Annotated in this window: 15 protein-coding genes and 1 pseudogene; 9 read left to right on the top strand and 7 right to left on the bottom strand. The window is 59.3% G+C overall.

Annotated elements, in window-relative coordinates; genetic code table 11:
- Nucleotides 1-24 precede the first annotated feature (24 nt).
- The 3 genes from F1529_RS00980 to serA form a co-directional block, all read right to left on the bottom strand.
- Complete coding sequence (locus tag F1529_RS00980) at nucleotides 25-423, bottom strand: YcfL family protein (RefSeq protein ID WP_039926612.1); 399 nt, start codon at nucleotides 421-423, stop codon at nucleotides 25-27.
- Nucleotides 420-1,709, bottom strand: a complete 1,290-nt coding sequence (locus tag F1529_RS00975; protein ID WP_290517327.1) for a COG3014 family protein — start codon at nucleotides 1,707-1,709, stop codon at nucleotides 420-422. The genes F1529_RS00980 and F1529_RS00975 overlap by 4 nt, the downstream gene beginning before the upstream one ends.
- A gap of 200 nt (nucleotides 1,710-1,909) precedes the next feature.
- Nucleotides 1,910-3,139 carry a phosphoglycerate dehydrogenase gene (serA, locus tag F1529_RS00970; RefSeq protein WP_007149220.1) on the bottom strand — a complete coding sequence of 410 codons (1,230 nt, stop codon included), beginning with the start codon at nucleotides 3,137-3,139 and terminating at the stop codon, nucleotides 1,910-1,912.
- 142 nt (nucleotides 3,140-3,281) lie between these two features.
- Between serA and F1529_RS00965 the strand changes: the two genes are divergently transcribed.
- The 7 genes and pseudogenes from F1529_RS00965 (at nucleotide 3,282) to F1529_RS00940 (ending at nucleotide 8,588) form a co-directional block, all read left to right on the top strand.
- A complete protein-coding gene (locus tag F1529_RS00965) occupies nucleotides 3,282-4,676 on the top strand; it encodes an FAD-binding oxidoreductase (RefSeq protein ID WP_155131274.1) in 1,395 nt (464 codons plus the stop codon).
- Nucleotides 4,669-5,370 (top strand): fumarylacetoacetate hydrolase family protein, encoded by a 702-nt coding sequence (locus tag F1529_RS00960; protein WP_155131271.1) that lies wholly within the window; start codon nucleotides 4,669-4,671, stop codon nucleotides 5,368-5,370. The genes F1529_RS00965 and F1529_RS00960 overlap by 8 nt, the downstream gene beginning before the upstream one ends.
- 143 nt (nucleotides 5,371-5,513) lie before the next feature.
- Nucleotides 5,514-6,428 (top strand): cation diffusion facilitator family transporter, encoded by a 915-nt coding sequence (locus tag F1529_RS00955; protein ID WP_155131268.1) that lies wholly within the window; start codon nucleotides 5,514-5,516, stop codon nucleotides 6,426-6,428.
- Nucleotides 6,429-6,543: 115 nt separating this feature from the next.
- Nucleotides 6,544-6,825: a putative quinol monooxygenase gene (locus F1529_RS00950; protein WP_155131265.1), complete on the top strand. Its 282-nt coding sequence runs from the start codon at nucleotides 6,544-6,546 to the stop codon at nucleotides 6,823-6,825.
- Between the two features lie 139 nt (nucleotides 6,826-6,964).
- Nucleotides 6,965-7,153 (top strand): annotated as a pseudogene (locus tag F1529_RS17675) (glutathione S-transferase N-terminal domain-containing protein); the annotation flags it as partial.
- A 93-nt stretch (nucleotides 7,154-7,246) separates the two neighbouring features.
- Entirely contained in the window at nucleotides 7,247-8,059 is an 813-nt protein-coding gene (locus F1529_RS00945; protein ID WP_370457067.1) for a glutathione S-transferase C-terminal domain-containing protein, read from the top strand.
- 292 nt (nucleotides 8,060-8,351) lie between these two features.
- Nucleotides 8,352-8,588 (top strand): DUF5062 family protein, encoded by a 237-nt coding sequence (locus F1529_RS00940; RefSeq protein WP_007151596.1) that lies wholly within the window; start codon nucleotides 8,352-8,354, stop codon nucleotides 8,586-8,588.
- Between the two features lie 18 nt (nucleotides 8,589-8,606).
- Here F1529_RS00940 and F1529_RS00935 read toward each other — a convergent pair whose 3' ends face one another.
- Nucleotides 8,607-9,992 (bottom strand): PepSY domain-containing protein, encoded by a 1,386-nt coding sequence (locus tag F1529_RS00935; protein ID WP_155131262.1) that lies wholly within the window; start codon nucleotides 9,990-9,992, stop codon nucleotides 8,607-8,609.
- 17 nt (nucleotides 9,993-10,009) lie between these two features.
- Nucleotides 10,010-12,085, bottom strand: coding sequence for a TonB-dependent receptor domain-containing protein (locus F1529_RS00930; protein ID WP_230457667.1), 2,076 nt, complete (start codon nucleotides 12,083-12,085; stop codon nucleotides 10,010-10,012).
- A gap of 278 nt (nucleotides 12,086-12,363) precedes the next feature.
- On the opposite strand from F1529_RS00930, the gene F1529_RS00925 reads away from it, so the two are divergent.
- Both F1529_RS00925 and F1529_RS00920 read left to right on the top strand, forming a co-directional pair.
- Entirely contained in the window at nucleotides 12,364-14,544 is a 2,181-nt protein-coding gene (locus F1529_RS00925; RefSeq protein ID WP_155131259.1) for an OsmC domain/YcaO domain-containing protein, read from the top strand.
- Between the two features lie 29 nt (nucleotides 14,545-14,573).
- Nucleotides 14,574-14,939 (top strand): hypothetical protein, encoded by a 366-nt coding sequence (locus F1529_RS00920; protein ID WP_155131256.1) that lies wholly within the window; start codon nucleotides 14,574-14,576, stop codon nucleotides 14,937-14,939.
- Between the two features lie 32 nt (nucleotides 14,940-14,971).
- Here F1529_RS00920 and F1529_RS00915 read toward each other — a convergent pair whose 3' ends face one another.
- Both F1529_RS00915 and arfB read right to left on the bottom strand, forming a co-directional pair.
- Nucleotides 14,972-15,928 (bottom strand): NAD(P)-dependent alcohol dehydrogenase, encoded by a 957-nt coding sequence (locus F1529_RS00915; protein WP_155131253.1) that lies wholly within the window; start codon nucleotides 15,926-15,928, stop codon nucleotides 14,972-14,974.
- A 149-nt stretch (nucleotides 15,929-16,077) separates the two neighbouring features.
- Nucleotides 16,078-16,494: an alternative ribosome rescue aminoacyl-tRNA hydrolase ArfB gene (gene arfB, locus F1529_RS00910; RefSeq protein ID WP_155136821.1), complete on the bottom strand. Its 417-nt coding sequence runs from the start codon at nucleotides 16,492-16,494 to the stop codon at nucleotides 16,078-16,080.
- Nucleotides 16,495-16,530 lie beyond the last annotated feature (36 nt).

The raw sequence follows: 16,530 nt of genomic DNA, 5'->3' as shown, positions 1-16,530 counted from the left end.
TTGTTACGTCAGCTGGGCTGACCGTTATTCCTGCACCCAGATTTCGAAGCGCACGGCGGACGGGTTGGGGGAGACCCCCTGCACACTGTTCTGGCTGCGACCGGCCATGACCACCTGCCGCCAGGGCTGGGCTTCCGGCTCCAGTTCGAAACCGTCAGCATCAAACCATTTGAACTTGTATTGGAAGTCGAGCTGGAATTTCCAGTCATTCTCCAGCACGGCCTGAACCTGAAGCAGGTCACCGGCGCGCTTCTGGCGCAGGTCTTCCACGGAAATGCGGCTGGAAAGCAGGCTGTTGTTGGAATACACCTTGGTGACGACTTCGCCGTCTTCGGTGACTTCCATCTGGCCTTTATTGCTGGCGGAACATGCGGCCAGCATCAGCGCGACCAGTATCGCCAACATCGGGCGTAAGAATGTCATAAGGGTCCCTCCTGAACGGGTAATACGCGAGTAATCAATTGGCCATGTACAGCCACTGCATGAATCACGGTGAGGCCCCGGCGTACCACCGGCACCGTCAGCGTTCTGTTGCCTGCCGGGGTACTGAGCACCAATGCATGCTCGCCCTGGGGCAGATGAAAACGGGTCGCCTGGGCATAAGCCGGCAGGCTCAGCCAGCTACGTCGATCGGCCTGCTCACTGACCAGATTATAGATCTGCGTACTCAATGAGCCTAGCAGACCAAAGTTGTCGTTGGCCTGCTTTTGCATGTTGTATTTGGCGGTGGCCCGCAGGGTCTGGCGCACCAGCATGCCGGGCATACGCTCTTTCAGGTCCTTGGCGGCCAGGCCCCCCACGTCCGCCAGCACCACGGTCTCGCCCAGCGGCTGGCTGGCGCTGTCCAGCACCCGCAGGCTGTTCGGGCGTGGCTTGCTGCCAATAGCGTAGGTGGGGAAGGCCACGGAAAACACGCCGTGCACGGTGGGAATCGGCAGGGTGAACTCTTCCCGGGGTTGCACAAAGCCCTGCTCGTACAACACCGCAACCATCCCTTCATCGCTGCCCCGCCGGGCACGGGGGTTGGAGACCCGCTCCACGTCTTCCTTGATCATATCCACGCCGGGATTGATCTCCAGCGCTTTCTTGTAATCCACCAGGGCATCGTTGTATTCACCGTGGGCTTCCCAGAAGAGGGCAGAGAGGTAGAAGGTCCAGGCGTTCTGGAAGCTGGCCTTGACGCCACCGGCCACCGCATCGATGCCGTCGAAGTAACCGTCGAACTGGCCAATGTCGATTTCGTTCTCTTCAGCCTCTTCTTCGGCCTTGGCGATTTCCTTTTCCCGCTTGTTGGCCGAGACCCGCTGCTCCAGGGCCGCCGCGCGCAATTCCACAGCGGTGCCGGTGACATCGTTTTCCGCCCAGTAATTGAGGGCCTGATAGGCACGGGTGAAGATGCGCTCGTAGTCCGGCGCCACATAAGGGCGAGCATTGTCGTTGGTGATCAGCGAGGTGCCGGAGGCCGCCAGGGACGAGACCTGGATCTTTGCGCTGGCGTCTTCCGCATCGTATTTGGACACCGCGTCGGCAAAAGCATTGCGGCTGGCTTCACCTTCGCCATTGAGCTGCGTGACCCGCCCCAGCTCTTGAAGATAGAGCACGCCATCGCCCCCGGCGGTAGCCTTCTCCAGCTTCAATGTCGTCCCTGAACTGGCGGCCTCATTCCCCAATGTGGCCTTCCATTTCTCTGCCTGACTGGGGTAGGACACGAACAGGGAGTTCGTGGCACAGCCGCTCAACATCGCCAATAACGCGACAGACAGGCATCCCTTCCTGAAGAAATTCATGATCTTAGTGTACGCCCCAAGAAAAAAGCCGAAGCAGGCAAGTTAGCCTGACTCCGGCTTTTTGTCGAGCAGTTCACATCCTGCTGGCACATTATGCCAACATTTGTATCCCGCTATTTCGACTAGAACAGCACCCGGGTGCGGATGGTGCCGTCAATGGTGCGCAGCTTCTCCAGCGCCAGCTGGCTGTAGCCCTTGTCCACATCGATCACCACGTAACCAATCTCTTCGTTGGTTTGCAGGTACTGGCCACAGATGTTGATGCCGTTCTCGGAGAAAACGGTGTTGATCTGGGTCAGCACGCCGGGCACGTTCTTGTGGGTGTGCAGCAGGCGGTGCATGTCCGGGTGCGGCGGCAGGGCCACTTCCGGGAAGTTCACCGCACCCAGGGTAGCGCCGTTGTCGGAATAACGGATCAGCTTCTCGGACACTTCGGTGCCGATGTTCACCTGCGCTTCCTTGGTGGAGCCACCAATGTGCGGGGTGAGGATCACGTTATCGAATTCGCGCAGCGGGCTGACGAACTCGTCGTCGTTACCTTTGGGCTCTTCCGGGAACACGTCGATGGCCGCACCCAGCAGGTGGCCGTCTCGCAGGGCCGCCGCCAGCGCGTCGATATCGACGACTTTGCCGCGGGCGTAGTTGATCAGGTAGCCCTTGGGCTTGATCGCGCGGATCTGCTCTTCCTGAATCATCCAGCGGGTGTCGGCGGTATCCGGTACGTGCAGGCTGACCACATCGGACTGGGCCAGCAGGTCGGTGAGCGTACCCACCTGTTCTGCGTTGCCCAGCGGCAGCTTGGGCACCACGTCGAAGAATTTCACCTTCATGCCCATGGATTCGGCCAGCACGCTCACTTGCGCACCAATGTTGCCGTAACCCACGATCCCCAGGGTCTTGCCACGGATTTCGTAGCTGTCCTTGGCAGACTTCAACCAGCCGCCACGGTGGGCCGACGCGTTCTTCTCGGGAATGCCGCGCATCATGTTGATGGTGTGGGCAATCACCAGCTCCGCCACGGAGCGGGTATTGGAGTAGGGCGCGTTGAAGACCGGGATACCACGCTTGAGGGCGGACTTCAGGTCCACCTGGTTGGTACCGATACAGAAACACCCGACGCCAATCAGTTTTTCCGCCGCCTCGAACACCTCGTCGGTGAGCTGGGTGCGCGAACGAATGCCGACAAAATGGGCATCCTTGATTTTGGCAGTCAGGTCATCCCCGGTAAGCGCAGTGGGCAGCAGCTCCACATTGGAGTAACCGTTCGCTTTCAGGTTCTCCACGGCGTTTTCGTGGATGCCCTCGAGCAGGAGAACGCGGATCTTATCCTTCTCAAGAGAAGTATCGGCCATGATTCTGTCTCGGTAGCCTGTGAAATGGGCGCGTATGTTAACATAGCGCGCTCAAATTGAGAGCAACCCATGCTGTACTTCTGTTCAAGTCAGCGTGAAGCCGTTTCAAGCCCCCGGTTAGACCCGTTCAGGAGACCCGTTGATGACTGCCCTTGCCCATGCTGCTTTGGAGCAACTGACTGATTTGCTTGGCAATCGCTGCCTCACCGACCAGGAAAGCGCGGAGCGCTACGGAGTCGACTGGACCAAGGTATGGGCACCGGCCCCCTGCGCCGTGGCCCTGCCGGAAACCGCTGACGAAGTGCAGCAGATCGTCGAAATCGCCAACGAGCATGGTCTGCACCTGGTGCCGTCCGGGGGCCGCACCGGCCTCTCCGCCGGCGCCGTCGCCGCCAATGGCGAGCTGGTAGTGGCCTTCGATCGCATGAACACGATCCTGGATTTCAACGAGTTCGACCGCGCCGTCACCGTTCAGCCCGGCGTCATCACCCAGCAGCTGCAGGAATTCGCCGAACAGAAGGGCCTGTTCTACCCGGTGGATTTCGCCTCTGCCGGCTCCAGCCAGATCGGCGGCAACATCGGCACCAATGCCGGTGGCATCAAGGTGATCCGCTACGGCATGACCCGTGACTGGATCACCGGCCTGAAAGTGGTCACCGGCAAGGGCGAACTGCTGGACCTGAACAAGGGCCTGATCAAGAACGCCACCGGCTACGACTTCCGCCACCTCTTTATCGGCTCCGAAGGCACCCTGGGCTTCGTGGTAGAAGCCACCGTCAAGCTGACTCGCCAGCCCAAGGACCTGACCTGCCTGGTGCTGGGTGCCCCGGGCTTCCGCGAAGTGATGAAGATCCTGCATGCCTTCCAGCAGGACATCGACCTGACCGCCTTCGAATTCTTCTCCGACAAGGCCATGGCCCACGTGCTGGCCCACGGCGTACCCCAGCCCTTCGATACCGAATGTCCGTTCTACTGCCTGCTGGAATTCGAACAGCTCTCCGAGCAAATCGGCGAGCAGGCCATGGCCATCTTCGAAAAATGTGTGGAAAAAGGCTGGGTGCTGGACGGCGTCATGAGCCAATCCCTGCAGCAGCTGGACCAGCTGTGGCAGCTGCGCGAGCGCATCTCCGAATCCATCGCCCCGCACACACCCTACAAGAATGACATCTCGGTGAGCATCGCCAGCGTGCCGGACTTCGTGGAAGACGTGGACACCGTGGTGCAGGACGCCTACCCGGATTTCGAGATCGTCTGGTTCGGCCACATCGGCGACGGCAACATGCACCTGAACATTCTCAAACCGGCGGACCTGCCCAAGGAAGACTTCTTCGCCAAGTGCAACAACGTCTCCAAGTGGGTGTTCGAAATCGTGGAGAAATACAACGGCTCCATTTCTGCCGAACACGGCGTGGGCATGACCAAGAAGCCCTACCTGGAATATTCGCGCAGCCCGGAAGAAATCGCCTGCATGAAAGCGGTGAAAGCCGTGTTCGATCCCAACAACGTGATGAACCCCGGGAAGTTGTTCGATGTTTGATGAGATCAACGAAGTCCAGATCGACCCGAACGGTTACCAACATCGCTGGATCGACGGCTCCGCCATGAACATGCCCGTGGGCAAGGTGGTCTGCGTGGGCCGCAACTACGCCGACCACGCCAAAGAGCTGGGCAATGAAGTGCCGGATTCCCCCATCCTGTTCATGAAACCCGCCACCGCCCTGGCCAGCCTGCACGAACCGCTGGCCTTGCCCGAAGGGCAGGGGCCGGTGCACCACGAAGTGGAAATGGTGGTGCTGATCGGCAAACGTATCCGCAAGGAAACCCGCCTGGACCACATCCGCTTCAGCGTCGCCGCCTACGGCATCGGCCTGGACCTGACCCTGCGTGAAGTGCAAAACCAGCTAAAAGAAAAAGGCCACCCCTGGGAGCGCGCCAAAGCCTTCGACGGCGCCGCCCCGGTGTCCGGCTTTATTGATGCCCGCGGCATCTCCGTGCGCCAGGATCTGGGCGTCACCCTGGAAATCAACGACGAAGTAAAACAACACGGCCACACCGGCCTGATGCTGTTCCCCACCTTCGAACTGCTCGCCGAAATCAGCCAGAGCTTCACCCTGGAACCCGGCGATGTGGTCTTCACCGGCACCCCCGCCGGCGTCGGCCCACTCAACAGCGGCGACAAGTTTACGGCGCGGCTAGGCAATATCATTCAGGTGTTCGGCTCCGTCGCCTGACAAAAGCCACCGCAGGGCGGAAATGGGTGCAGCCACTTTCCGCCGTCTAACAACAAAGCCGTCGCCCGTTCGCCCCAAGCCAGCCACAAAGCAACCTTTGCCTCTTTCCAGGGTCTATTCCGTTAACGCGACAGGAGCGAGTAATGGAATCAAAAGGGTTGTGGTTATCCGTATTGGGAACCGTGTTGATGGCGGGCCTGGGTTTCGGGTTTGCCCACCTGGCAGAATCCGACGCGATTTTTCTGGACGGGGTGTTTTCTCTCGTCAGCTTCATCATGTCCTTGCTGATGGTCTATGTCTCGCGGCTGCTGCAGCGTAATGCAGACCACCGTTTTCAGCTGGGCTACGCCAGCTTTGAGCCCGCCTTCAACGTACTGCAAAGCCTGGTGATTCTGGGCGTGCTGACCATGGCACTGGCCTCTGCGCTGGCTGCCCTGAGCGGTGACGGGCGCCTGCTGCAACCGGGGGTGGCGACGGTCTACGCGGTGTTGGCCACGGTAGGTTGTCTGGCGGTATATCTGCGCCTGCGCACGATTGCACGCGAAACCGGTTCCGAGCTGGTACGGGTGGATGCCTTTGTGTGGTTGATGGACTGCATACTCAGTTTGGTGGTGCTGGTGACTTTCCTGGCGGTGTGGCTACTTGGCGAACACCTGGGTGACTGGCTGCCCTATGTGGATTCGTTGATGGTTATCGTGATGGTGCTGATCATGCTGCCGGTGCCGTTGCGAACGCTCTATCGCAACCTGATGGAAGTGCTGCTGGCCGCCCCCTCGCAACAACAGCAGGAGCAGGTGCACGCCGATTTTCGCCGAGCCATGGCGGCACTCCCGGCGACGCGCTGGTCCCTGCGGATGAGCAAGACCGGGCGCATGCTGTATCTGCAGGCCAGGGTTCTGTTGGAAGAGGGCGAGCAACACAGCGATGCCTTACAAGCAGACCTCTGGCGTCGCCACTTGCAGGACGTTCTGGCGCCCCAATACCCCGATCTTGAGCTGGATGTGATGTTCACTGCGGACCCGGACAACTTGCAGGCCGGGAATGGACGGCCCGCATGACGCGCACCGGTCTTTCTGGCCGCAACAGCGACGTGAAAGACCATGGTTGCCTCCCCGGCGCTGTGTGAGGATCCCTTATCCACGCATAATCACAGCCAGATAACGGGAGAGAACCATGATTGGTATTACCGCTGTCATGTCCGCCACACCGGGTAACGGTGACACCCTGGTCGCAGAGATGAAGAAGATCGCCGCCGAAGTGGTGAAGGAAGAAGGCAACCATTGCTACCTGGTTCACCAGTCCGTGGACGATGCCGACACCGTGCTGATCTACGAACAGTACACCGACCAGGACGCGATTGTGGCCCACCAGGAAAACATGAAAGCCCTGGGCGGCGGCCTCAAGGGGCTGCTCGCCGGTCGCCCCGATGTGAAGCTGTTTTCGCTGGAAAGCTGAACGGTTGGCGTTCGCCAGACGGGCAGCGGCAACACCCCCTCGCCCGGTACAACCCGGCACGGGCCAGCACCGTCAGCCCGTGCCCTGATCAGGAGGCGTCATGGCCAGCTAGGACAACACCCACAGGCTCTACGGGGTTCCCCATTCGCTGTACACCGGTATCGCCCGCTGCTACCTGCGAACCCAGGGCATTGCCTACACCGAAATCCCCACCACCGATGCGGATTTCCACACCCGCATTCTGCCGATTATCCAGCGCAGCATTATTCCGGTGCTGGAAACGCCGCAGGGTGACATCGTTCAGGACAGCCTGGATATCATCGACCACTTTGAGCAACAGGGCGTGCGCTATTCCGCCTACCCGGATGGGCTGTTGCAGCGGGTGCTCGCTGTAATCATCGCCTACTACGGCACCCAGGCCATGCTGCCCCACGCCATGCACTACCGCTGGAGCTACCGTGACGCCCAGGAAAGCTTTCTGCATGACCAGTTCGCCGCTGGCGCCGGTGAGGCCATGGCCGACAAGATTATGTCGCGGATGAATGCCTACCTGCCCCAGCTGGGCGTGGATGCCCACACGGTGCCGGAAATCGAAGCCTCCTATCTGCAGCTGCTCGACACCCTCAACGCCCACTTCGCTGAACATCCCTACCTGTTTGGCGGGCGGCCGTCGCTGGGTGACTACGGCTTGATCGGCCCGCTGTTTGCCCACCTGGGCCGCGACCCGGTGCCCGCCAACCTCATGAAAACCCGGGCGCCGAAAGTGTTCCGCTGGGTGGAACGGATGACTGCACCGGGGCTGGATACGCCGGAGTTTCCCGGCTATGGCAATGCCTACCTGGCCGACGACGCGATTCCGGCCACCCTGGAGCCACTGCTGCGCCAGATCGCCGACGAAATCTTCCCCATGCTCACCGACAAAATCGCCTTCATGGACGCGCTGATACAGGAGCACGCCCCGGAGGATGGCCAGCCGGTGTCGGCCAAACCTCACCAGCGTTACATGGGCGTGGTGGAGACCGCTTTTCGTGGCGTACCGGTGCAAGCCGGGGTTCAGCCCTACCTGCTCTATGTGCTGCGCAAAGCCGATTCCCTGCTGGCCGAGGCCTCGCCCCATGACCAGGCCCGTGTCCGCGAAGCCCTTGCCGAACGGGGCCTGGCGGCAGCCTTGCCCGGCGAACGCGGCTACACCGTAGATCGCCGCGACCATATCGAGGTGTGGGAACGCACCTAGGGAGACGCTGAAAATTTCTCCCCCTGTGGGAAGCGATGCTTGCATCGCGAATAAAGGCGGTTGTGCTGACACCTTCGCGATGCAAGCATCGCTTCCCACAGAAAATCAGGTTTGTTGAGCCTTTCCAGAGTTGCCCCTGCCTGACGAGCCGAGCTGGCTCCCAGCCTTTATGGGCCACGCGCTTGTTTGCCACTCCGCAACCACTGCTGTTATCACTGGAGTAACCCGCCTCTTATTCCTCCGCCTGCTTTGTGCCAAGCTGCAAGTCGAGCCAGCGGTGACGGAGAGACCCATGAAGAAACTGAAAAACGAAAAAGAACTGGTCAAGAAAGCCATAGTGATGGGCGTCGCCTACGCGGAAAAGCGCGGCGTGGTGGAATTTGAAGCCACGGATTCCGCGTCCGAGAAGCTGCTTTATATTTACCGCCTGCTGGTCCATGACAAGGTCATCCAGCCACTGCCGGAAGACCAGGTGTCACAGCCGGCCATTCAGCACAAGCTGGCGATCTGGGCCTCCAAACAAAAATAACGGAACAATAAAGTCGCGCTACGCCTTGGCGGTTTTACGCGCCGTGAGCACGGCATCCAGCAAAATAATGCCGAGCAAGGCGGCAGCGGATAACGGGAAGGCCAGGGCAACCACCAGCATGATCACGGCAACCGCACGGGCCGGTGCTCGCTCCGCCTTCGGTGGCGCCCGCCGTGACTGACGCTTCCACCACAGCAGCGCGCCGGTGACGATCAATGCCATGATCAGGCACACCAGCAGCACATTCAGTAGCCAGTTCCACAATCCCAAATCCCCCTGGTGCAAGGGAATAGACGCGGCCATGGCCTTGCCCATAACAGGGTAGTCCGCAAAGCGGATGTCCTGCAGCACCTGACCACTGTGTTGGTCCAGATGCACAATACGTTCGCCGGCCGGGTTTTCGATATCACCCGCGATGGTGGTGGCAGACACCGTCCACACACCACTGTCGCCTTGTGGGAAGTGCACCCGGAAATGCCCCAACCCCTGATGAGCGGCCAATGCCACCACCTCATCCAGTTGCAAGGTGGCCTCCCCGGACGCCGACTCGGGCATGGGGGTTTGCTCCACCGCCCAGGGCACTCGATGCAGGCCTGCCTCGTTCATGGCGGCATGATCGGTCACCGGCGGCTGTTCTGCTTTCTGTTCCGTCTCAACGGCCTGCGGGGCTTTATAGGTAGTGCCGGGCAGCGAGCCCCAGGGCTGTACGATCTTGCCACCCCAGATATTGGTCCAGGCCAGCCCGGAAATCAGGAAGAACAGCAGCGGCAACGCGATCAACCAACCCAGGCTCAGATGCCAGCGACGCCAGCCTTCCCGGTGACCTGCTTTTTTGGCCGCCGCCGGAGGGCGCTCGCCGCCCTTGGGCCAGGCCAGATACAAGCCAGAGACGATCATCAATACCGCCAGGCCAGCGGCAATCTCTATCAACGCATCACCCAGCGAACCCATAAAAAGCGAGCCATGGAATGTTTTGATACGAGAATACAGGCTTGCCGCCGGGTCCTGGTCACCCAGTATCTCGCCGGTGTATGGGTTCAGGTACACCAAAGTGGAAGGCCCATGGTGGCCACCATGGCCCGCATGCGAATGGGGCTGCAGGGAAAATCGGGCTGACTGATCTTCCGCCTCCGGCGGCAAATACAATTTCACCGACGCCTGTGGATAGTGCTGCTCGACGCTCTCCAGCAACACGGCTACGGGCAGCGGCTTCTCGCCCACTTTCACCGTCAACAACGATTCGTTCAGAACACTATCCAGTGGTTTGCTCAACAACATGAGCAAACCACTGAACGCCAGCAGGAACAGGAAGGGAATGACCAGCACGCCAATCATAAAGTGCCAGCGCCATACGGCCGCATAGAAACGGCGGGACGCAAACGAAGAGGGGAATGTGCGGGTCATGTCAGACACTCTTTAATTCAAAAGTCGAAACGGACGCCAGCATAAACAGAGCGCGGTTCGCCCGCCTGAATGCCGACCGGATTAATGGTCTCGTCGTTACTGACGCTCACATTGGTGACATACACTTCGTCGGTGAGGTTGCGACCTTCCAGATAGACTTCCCAGCTATCGCGGGTAACGCCGGTGCGTAATCCCAGCAGCTCATAACCGTCCACATCCTTGTTATTGGCGAAGTCACCGTAACGATCATCGACAATGTCGAAGGTGGGGCCGGCGAAGAAGCCATTGCCATGGCGATACATGACTTCGCCCTTGATGAAAAAGGTTGGCGCCACCGGCAGTTGGTTATCGCCATACTCCGGGTCGTTGTCGAAGGTGAAATCGTTGTAGGTCATGCTCAACAGCGGTTCAATACGCTGGCCGTCATTACCCAACGCAAAGCTGGCGCCGACCAGCGCTTCCACGCCGGCGTGAATGGTATCTTCCACGTTCAGGGCCAGGCTGGTGCCAGATGCCGACGGGTTATCCATGGACAGGATTTCATTTTCGAGCTGGGCATAATAAACCGATACTTCCCAGTTCCATTCGCTGGCCTGCCCCAAATGGGCCGCACCGCGGGTACCGATTTCCCCGACCACTCCCTGCATGGCATCCAGGGTTTCATCGCTGGTATCCGCATCGTCTTCCAGTTCGTACAAGGTGGGCGCTTCATAAAGCTTGCTGACATTGGCAAACAACTCGCTGCGATCCGCTACCTGATAAATCACCCCCACACGCGGGTTGATGGATTCATAGTCATCTTTGGGATTGCGTTCCGTGCCTGAAGCAACCGTCACATTATCCACTTCGCGGGTGCCGGTAACGGCCTGGGCGCCGTAGACCAGCGTCCAGCGATCGGCAAAATGCCAGCGATCCATGGCGAAGATTTCCAGGTTATCGGCCTTGTTATCTACCCGTACATCAAGGGCGCCACGAATGCCGCCAGTATGAGAATAATTACCGCCCTTCACCCGGGTTTCGCCATAGTTGAGACCAAACAAAAAATCGTGGTTACCCAACTGCTTGTCATAACGAATGTTGGTACCAAAGGTGGTCTGGTCGTTATCGATAAGCAGACTGAAGAAAGGGTTTTCAACGATGGGATGGTAAAGGTGCTGGTCCTCAAAGGAGAAGCCCACTACCAGATTGCTGGTGTCGCTCAACTGCCACTGGGTCCGGTTAGCGACACGCCAGCTTTCCACATTCTTGAGGAAGTTACCGGGGATATTATTCGGGTTGGCCTGATAGGGGTCGTCGTCAAACTGAGCCTGTGTCAGTGAGCCGGGAAGCTCCTGATCATTGTCCACATAGGTGAAATAAAACCGGTTCTCCACCGTGTCATTGATCTGCCAGCCGGTGTTGGCATAAACGCTACCTCGCTGTTGTTCCTGGTGATCGCGAAAACCGTCATAGCTGCGCTGCTCTACCGTCACCAGGCCATCCAGATCGCCCTCAACACCACCCGCCGTAATGCGGCTTTGTACGGTGCCGTGGCTACCGCCGCTCAGGTAAATCTGATTATCAGTATTGCGCGCCGTGGGGCTGATGAAATTAATTGCACCGCCCAGGGTGCTGGCCCCATACGTGAGCGCGTTGGCGCCACGGGCAATCACCGCATATCGGGCCGCCAGCGGATCAATAAAGCTGTTGTGGTTGTTGCCATCGGCAGCGGTCACCGGCAACCCGTCGACCATCAACTTGATGCCATTACCATCGTAGGCAACCGCATCCAGGTTGGAACCCCGGCTGGAAATAAAGGTGTCGTCACCGGTGGAGCCAGTGCCTGTCCACATCCCCGGCACATAACGCAGCATATCGCCGATACTGACCACGTTACGCTCGGTGAGGTCTTCCGCTTCCAGCAAGGTGACCCCGCCCGGCGTCAGGGCCTGCTCGCGCTGAAGCTCAATCTTTGTGGCTTCGCTGCCCTGTTCCTCCTGCTCGGAAACCGTAATCGGTGCCAGTTCATTGGCCTCGGGTTCCACAGCTAGGGCACTGATCGGTGCTAAAAGGGCCAGGCACCCAAGCAGTGATGTTCGAGTCGACAGACGCATAATGGTATTCCCCCAAGGCAACCGATTGCGGCCATAGCGGTTATGGCGGCAAGACGGCGAGGGATTCTACGGCAGCGGCTGCGGCTCCAACATGCGGCATATCGCCGCACAGGTTTGATCCCTGTCCGCGCAAGCGGCATTCCTGTTGTGTGCAATCATCGACAATGCGCCAGCACCGGGCCATTCTTCAGGGCTCCAGACCCCGACTGCCAAGACGCCGGGCCCCAAAAGCTGGATAATGGCCGCCACAGTCATTCCCCCGACCCGGTAGCCCCGCCATGGAAATCAACGTCAACTTCCTCGACAACCTTCGCCTGGAAGCCAAGTTCGACGACTTCACCGTCATCACCGACCAGCCCATCCGCTACAAGGGCGATGGCTCGGCACCCAGTCCGTTTGACTATTTCCTGGCATCGTCCGCCATGTGCGCGGCCTATTTCGTCAAGGTGTACTGCAAGGCCCGGGACATCCCCACCGACAATATTCGCCTGTCGCAGAACAACATCGTTGACCCGGAAGACCGCTATAACCAGATCTTCAAGATTCAGGTGGAGTTGCCGGAGGATATTTCCGACAAGGACCGGCAGGGGATCCTGCGCTCCATCGACCGCTGCACGGTGAAGAAGGTGATCCAGACCGGGCCGGACTTCCAGATCGAACAGGTGGACAGCCTCACCGAAGACGCCCAGGCCCTGCTGATGGTGGAGCCGGACGAGGCCCACCGCACCTTTATCGAAGGCAAGGACCTGCCGCTGGAGCAGACCATCGCCAACATGACCGCGATCCTCGCGGAGCTGGGCATGAAGATCGAGATCGCCTCCTGGCGCAACATCGTGCCCCATGTGTGGTCACTGCATATCCGTGATGCGGCCTCGCCCATGTGCTTTACCAACGGCAAAGGCGCCACCAAGGAAGCCGCCCTGTGTTCCGCGCTGGGCGAGTTTATCGAGCGCCTCAACTGCAACTTCTTCTATAACGACCAGTTCTTCGGCGAAGACATCGCCAACAGCGACTTCGTCCATTACCCCAACGAAAAGTGGTTCAAGCCCGGACCCAACGACGCGCTACCCGAGGGCATTCTGGATGACTACTGCCTGGGCATTTACAACCCGGAAGGGGAACTGGGCGGCTCCAACCTGATTGATACCAACTCCGGGCGGACCGACCGGGGAATCTGCGCGCTACCGTTCGTGCGCCAGTCTGATGGCGAGACGGTGTACTTCCCCTCCAACCTGATTGAGAACCTGTACCTGAGTAACGGTATGAGCGCGGGCAACACCCTGGCCGAAGCCAAGGTCCAGTGCCTGTCGGAAATTTTCGAGCGCGCGGTCAAGAAGCACATTATTGAAGAAGAAATTGCCCTGCCGGATGTGCCCCAGGACGTGCTGGCCAAGTACCCCGGCATTGTCGAAGGCATCACCGCACTGGAGGAGCAGGGCTTCCCGGTGCTGGTGAAAGATGCGTCCCTGGGCGGGCAGTTCCCGGTCATGTGCGTAACGCTGATGAACCCGCGCACCGGCGGCGTTTTTGCCTCCTTTGGCGCCCACCCCAGCTTTGAAGTCGCCCTGGAGCGTAGCCTTACCGAACTGCTGCAGGGGCGCAGCTTCGAAGGCCTGAACGATTTGCCGCCACCCACTTTCAATAGCCAGGAAGTCTGCGAGCCCAATAATTTCGTGGAACACTTCATCGACTCCAGCGGCGTGGTGAGCTGGCGCTTCTTCAGCGCCCAGGCGGACGAAGATTTCTGCGAGTGGGATTTCTCAGGCACCACCGAGGAAGAAAGCGCGCGTCTGTTCGGCATCCTTGACGCACTGGAAAAGGACGCCTATGTGGCCGTGCACGAAGAGCTCGGCGCCCCGGTGTGCCGCATCCTGGTTCCCGATTTTTCCGAGGTGTACCCGGTGGAAGACCTGATCTGGGACAACACCAATATGGCGCTGGATTATCGCGAAGACATTCTCAATCTGCACCGCCTCAGCGATGAGCAACTGGGGCAACTGGCCGAACGCCTGGAAGAAAGCCAGATCGATAACTACACCGACATCATCACCCTGATCGGTATCGAGTTCGACGAAAACACCGTGTGGGGCCAGCTCACCATCCTGGAACTGAAGCTGCTGATTTACCTGGCGCTACAACGCCATGAAGACGCCCTGGAGCTGGTAGAAATGTTCCTGCAGTTCAACGACAACACCGTGGAACGGGGCCTGTTTTACCGGGCCGTGAATGCGGTACTGGAAATCACCCTGGATGACGAGCTGGAACTGGACGACTACCGTCACAACCTGGGGCGCATGTACGGCGAAGAGACCCTGGCAACGGTCATCGGCGCGGTTGAAGGCAGCGTTCGCTTCCCCGGCCTGACCCCCACCAACATGCAACTGGACGGACTGGAAAAACACCAGCGCCTGATTGAAAGCTATAAGAAGTTGCACGCGGCACGGGCAGCGAAAACCTGAGTGCAAACGAAACGCGGTGGAGTCCCCCGATGACAGCCATTACGAACTCTGTTTGGCGAATAGTGTTCTTCCTGTTACCCGCTGTTGTACAAGCCGATACAGCCTCGCTGGACGCCTTTCTTTCCGCCACACCGTTGCAGTTGGAAGTGCGTTATTGTGAATGCGCGGCTGTGGCCCCTGATGGGCACTCGCCAGACTCATTGCCGGCCTTTATGGACGCGGCCAACGCCTTCCGGTTTGAATACGCCGGTGACTACACCACCCGAAAAGGGCGCAGTACAGCACAGGGCACACTGATTTTGGAAAGAGGGCGGTGGATCAGTCTGTTCGGTTCTCAGCATGGCGACACCGCAACGGGCGTTGCGGTGCGATTGATGGGGACAAGGGGCGACTAACGACGGTGTTTGGGAAGAGGCTGAAGCGCCCCTTAATCGCTGGCCACTTCAATCACCACCTTCCCCCGACAGCGTCCGGAACGACTGCGATTATAGGCCGCTTCGCTTTCTGCCAGCGTGAAAGTGCTGTCGATAATTGGCGTCAGGGTACCGGCTTCCACCATGGCCTTCAGGGTTTCCAGATCACGACGATAGGATTCCACCACCACTGTGCCGGCTTTTTTACCCAACAACCGGTAGAACGGCGTGCCCAACATGGATTTGCCATCGCCACCGGTAGAAATGAAGTAGCCTTTCTTGCCCAGCAACGCCGCGCAGGTCAGCGGGGTTTCATAGGATGTCACATCGAACACCAGATCGAATTCACCGGCCGATTGGCGGTAATCCCCCTGGGTGTAATCAATCACCGCATCGGCACCCAGCTCGCGAACAAAGTCCGCGTTTCGCCCGCTGCACACACCAGTGACATGCAAGCCCAGGTTTTTGGCCACTTGCACAGCGAAAGTCCCCACACCACCTGACGCACCAATAATCAGTACCGATTTACCCGCTTCAGCCTTGCCTTTGCGCAATCCTTGCAGGGCCGTGAGCGCAGCCAACGGCATGGCCGCGGCTTGCGCGAATGACAGGTTCTCCGGTTTTTTGGCGATGCGACGCTGGCTAATGCGGGCCAGCTCGGCCAGGGATGCCGTGCGCAGGCGCATGTCCATACCGTAGACCGCATCACCGATCTCGAAATCTCGCACGTTGCGGCCCTTGTCCACCACGATGCCGGCCAGATCATCACCAAAAAGCGGCGGCAGGTGTCTGACCATGACCGGGCTGGCCGCCACCGCCAGATTGTAATTCAGCTTCCAGTCCTTGGGATTCACCGACGCCGCATGGACCGCCACCAGCACGTCATCCGGTTTCAAGCCGCCGGGCTCATCTGTCTCAATCAGGGAAAGGACGGGCTTGAGGCCCCAGCCAGTGGTGGCAATGGCTTTCATGGTATGGCTCCGCAGGAGTGGATGCGTAAGAATTGTTGCGGCCCCAAGCTTAACAAAGGGCAGGGCAATGTGAGCAATCCAATAGCGCCAAAGAGACGGGTCCATTGTGTCAATCCGGAGCGTCGCTGGTGACGCTGCTGCAGAAAACGTCAGCCCGGATCCACCTTGCCGCGCAGGGACTTGGTCTTGCCCCGTTTGGTCTTGCTGTCCAGGCGTCGGCGCTTGCTGCCCAGTGTCGGGCGTGTGGCCTTGCGGGGCTTCTGCTCCACGGTCACACCCTTGATCAATTGAGCCAGCCGCGCCAGGGCATTTTCCTTGTTCATTTCCTGGGTGCGGAACTGTTGGGCCTTGATGACGACGACACCGTCGCTGGTAATACGCTGGTCACTCAACGCCAGCAGTTTTTCCTTATAACGGTCGGGCAGGGACGAGGCGCGAATGTCGAACCGCAAATGGATCGCCGAAGCGACCTTGTTCACATTCTGGCCACCACTGCCCTGGGCACGGATCGCCTGCAGGTCGATCTCGTTGTCGGGAATCTGTAAATTACGGCTGACTTGAAGCATAACCACGGCGACTGCATCGGGGCTGTCAGCCTAACA

The organism is Alcanivorax sp. VBW004 (assembly GCF_009718865.1).
Classification (GTDB): Bacteria; Pseudomonadota; Gammaproteobacteria; order Pseudomonadales; family Alcanivoracaceae; genus Alcanivorax.
Note: the sequence above shows the minus strand (reverse complement) of the source record. Positions and strands in the feature narration are given on the sequence as shown.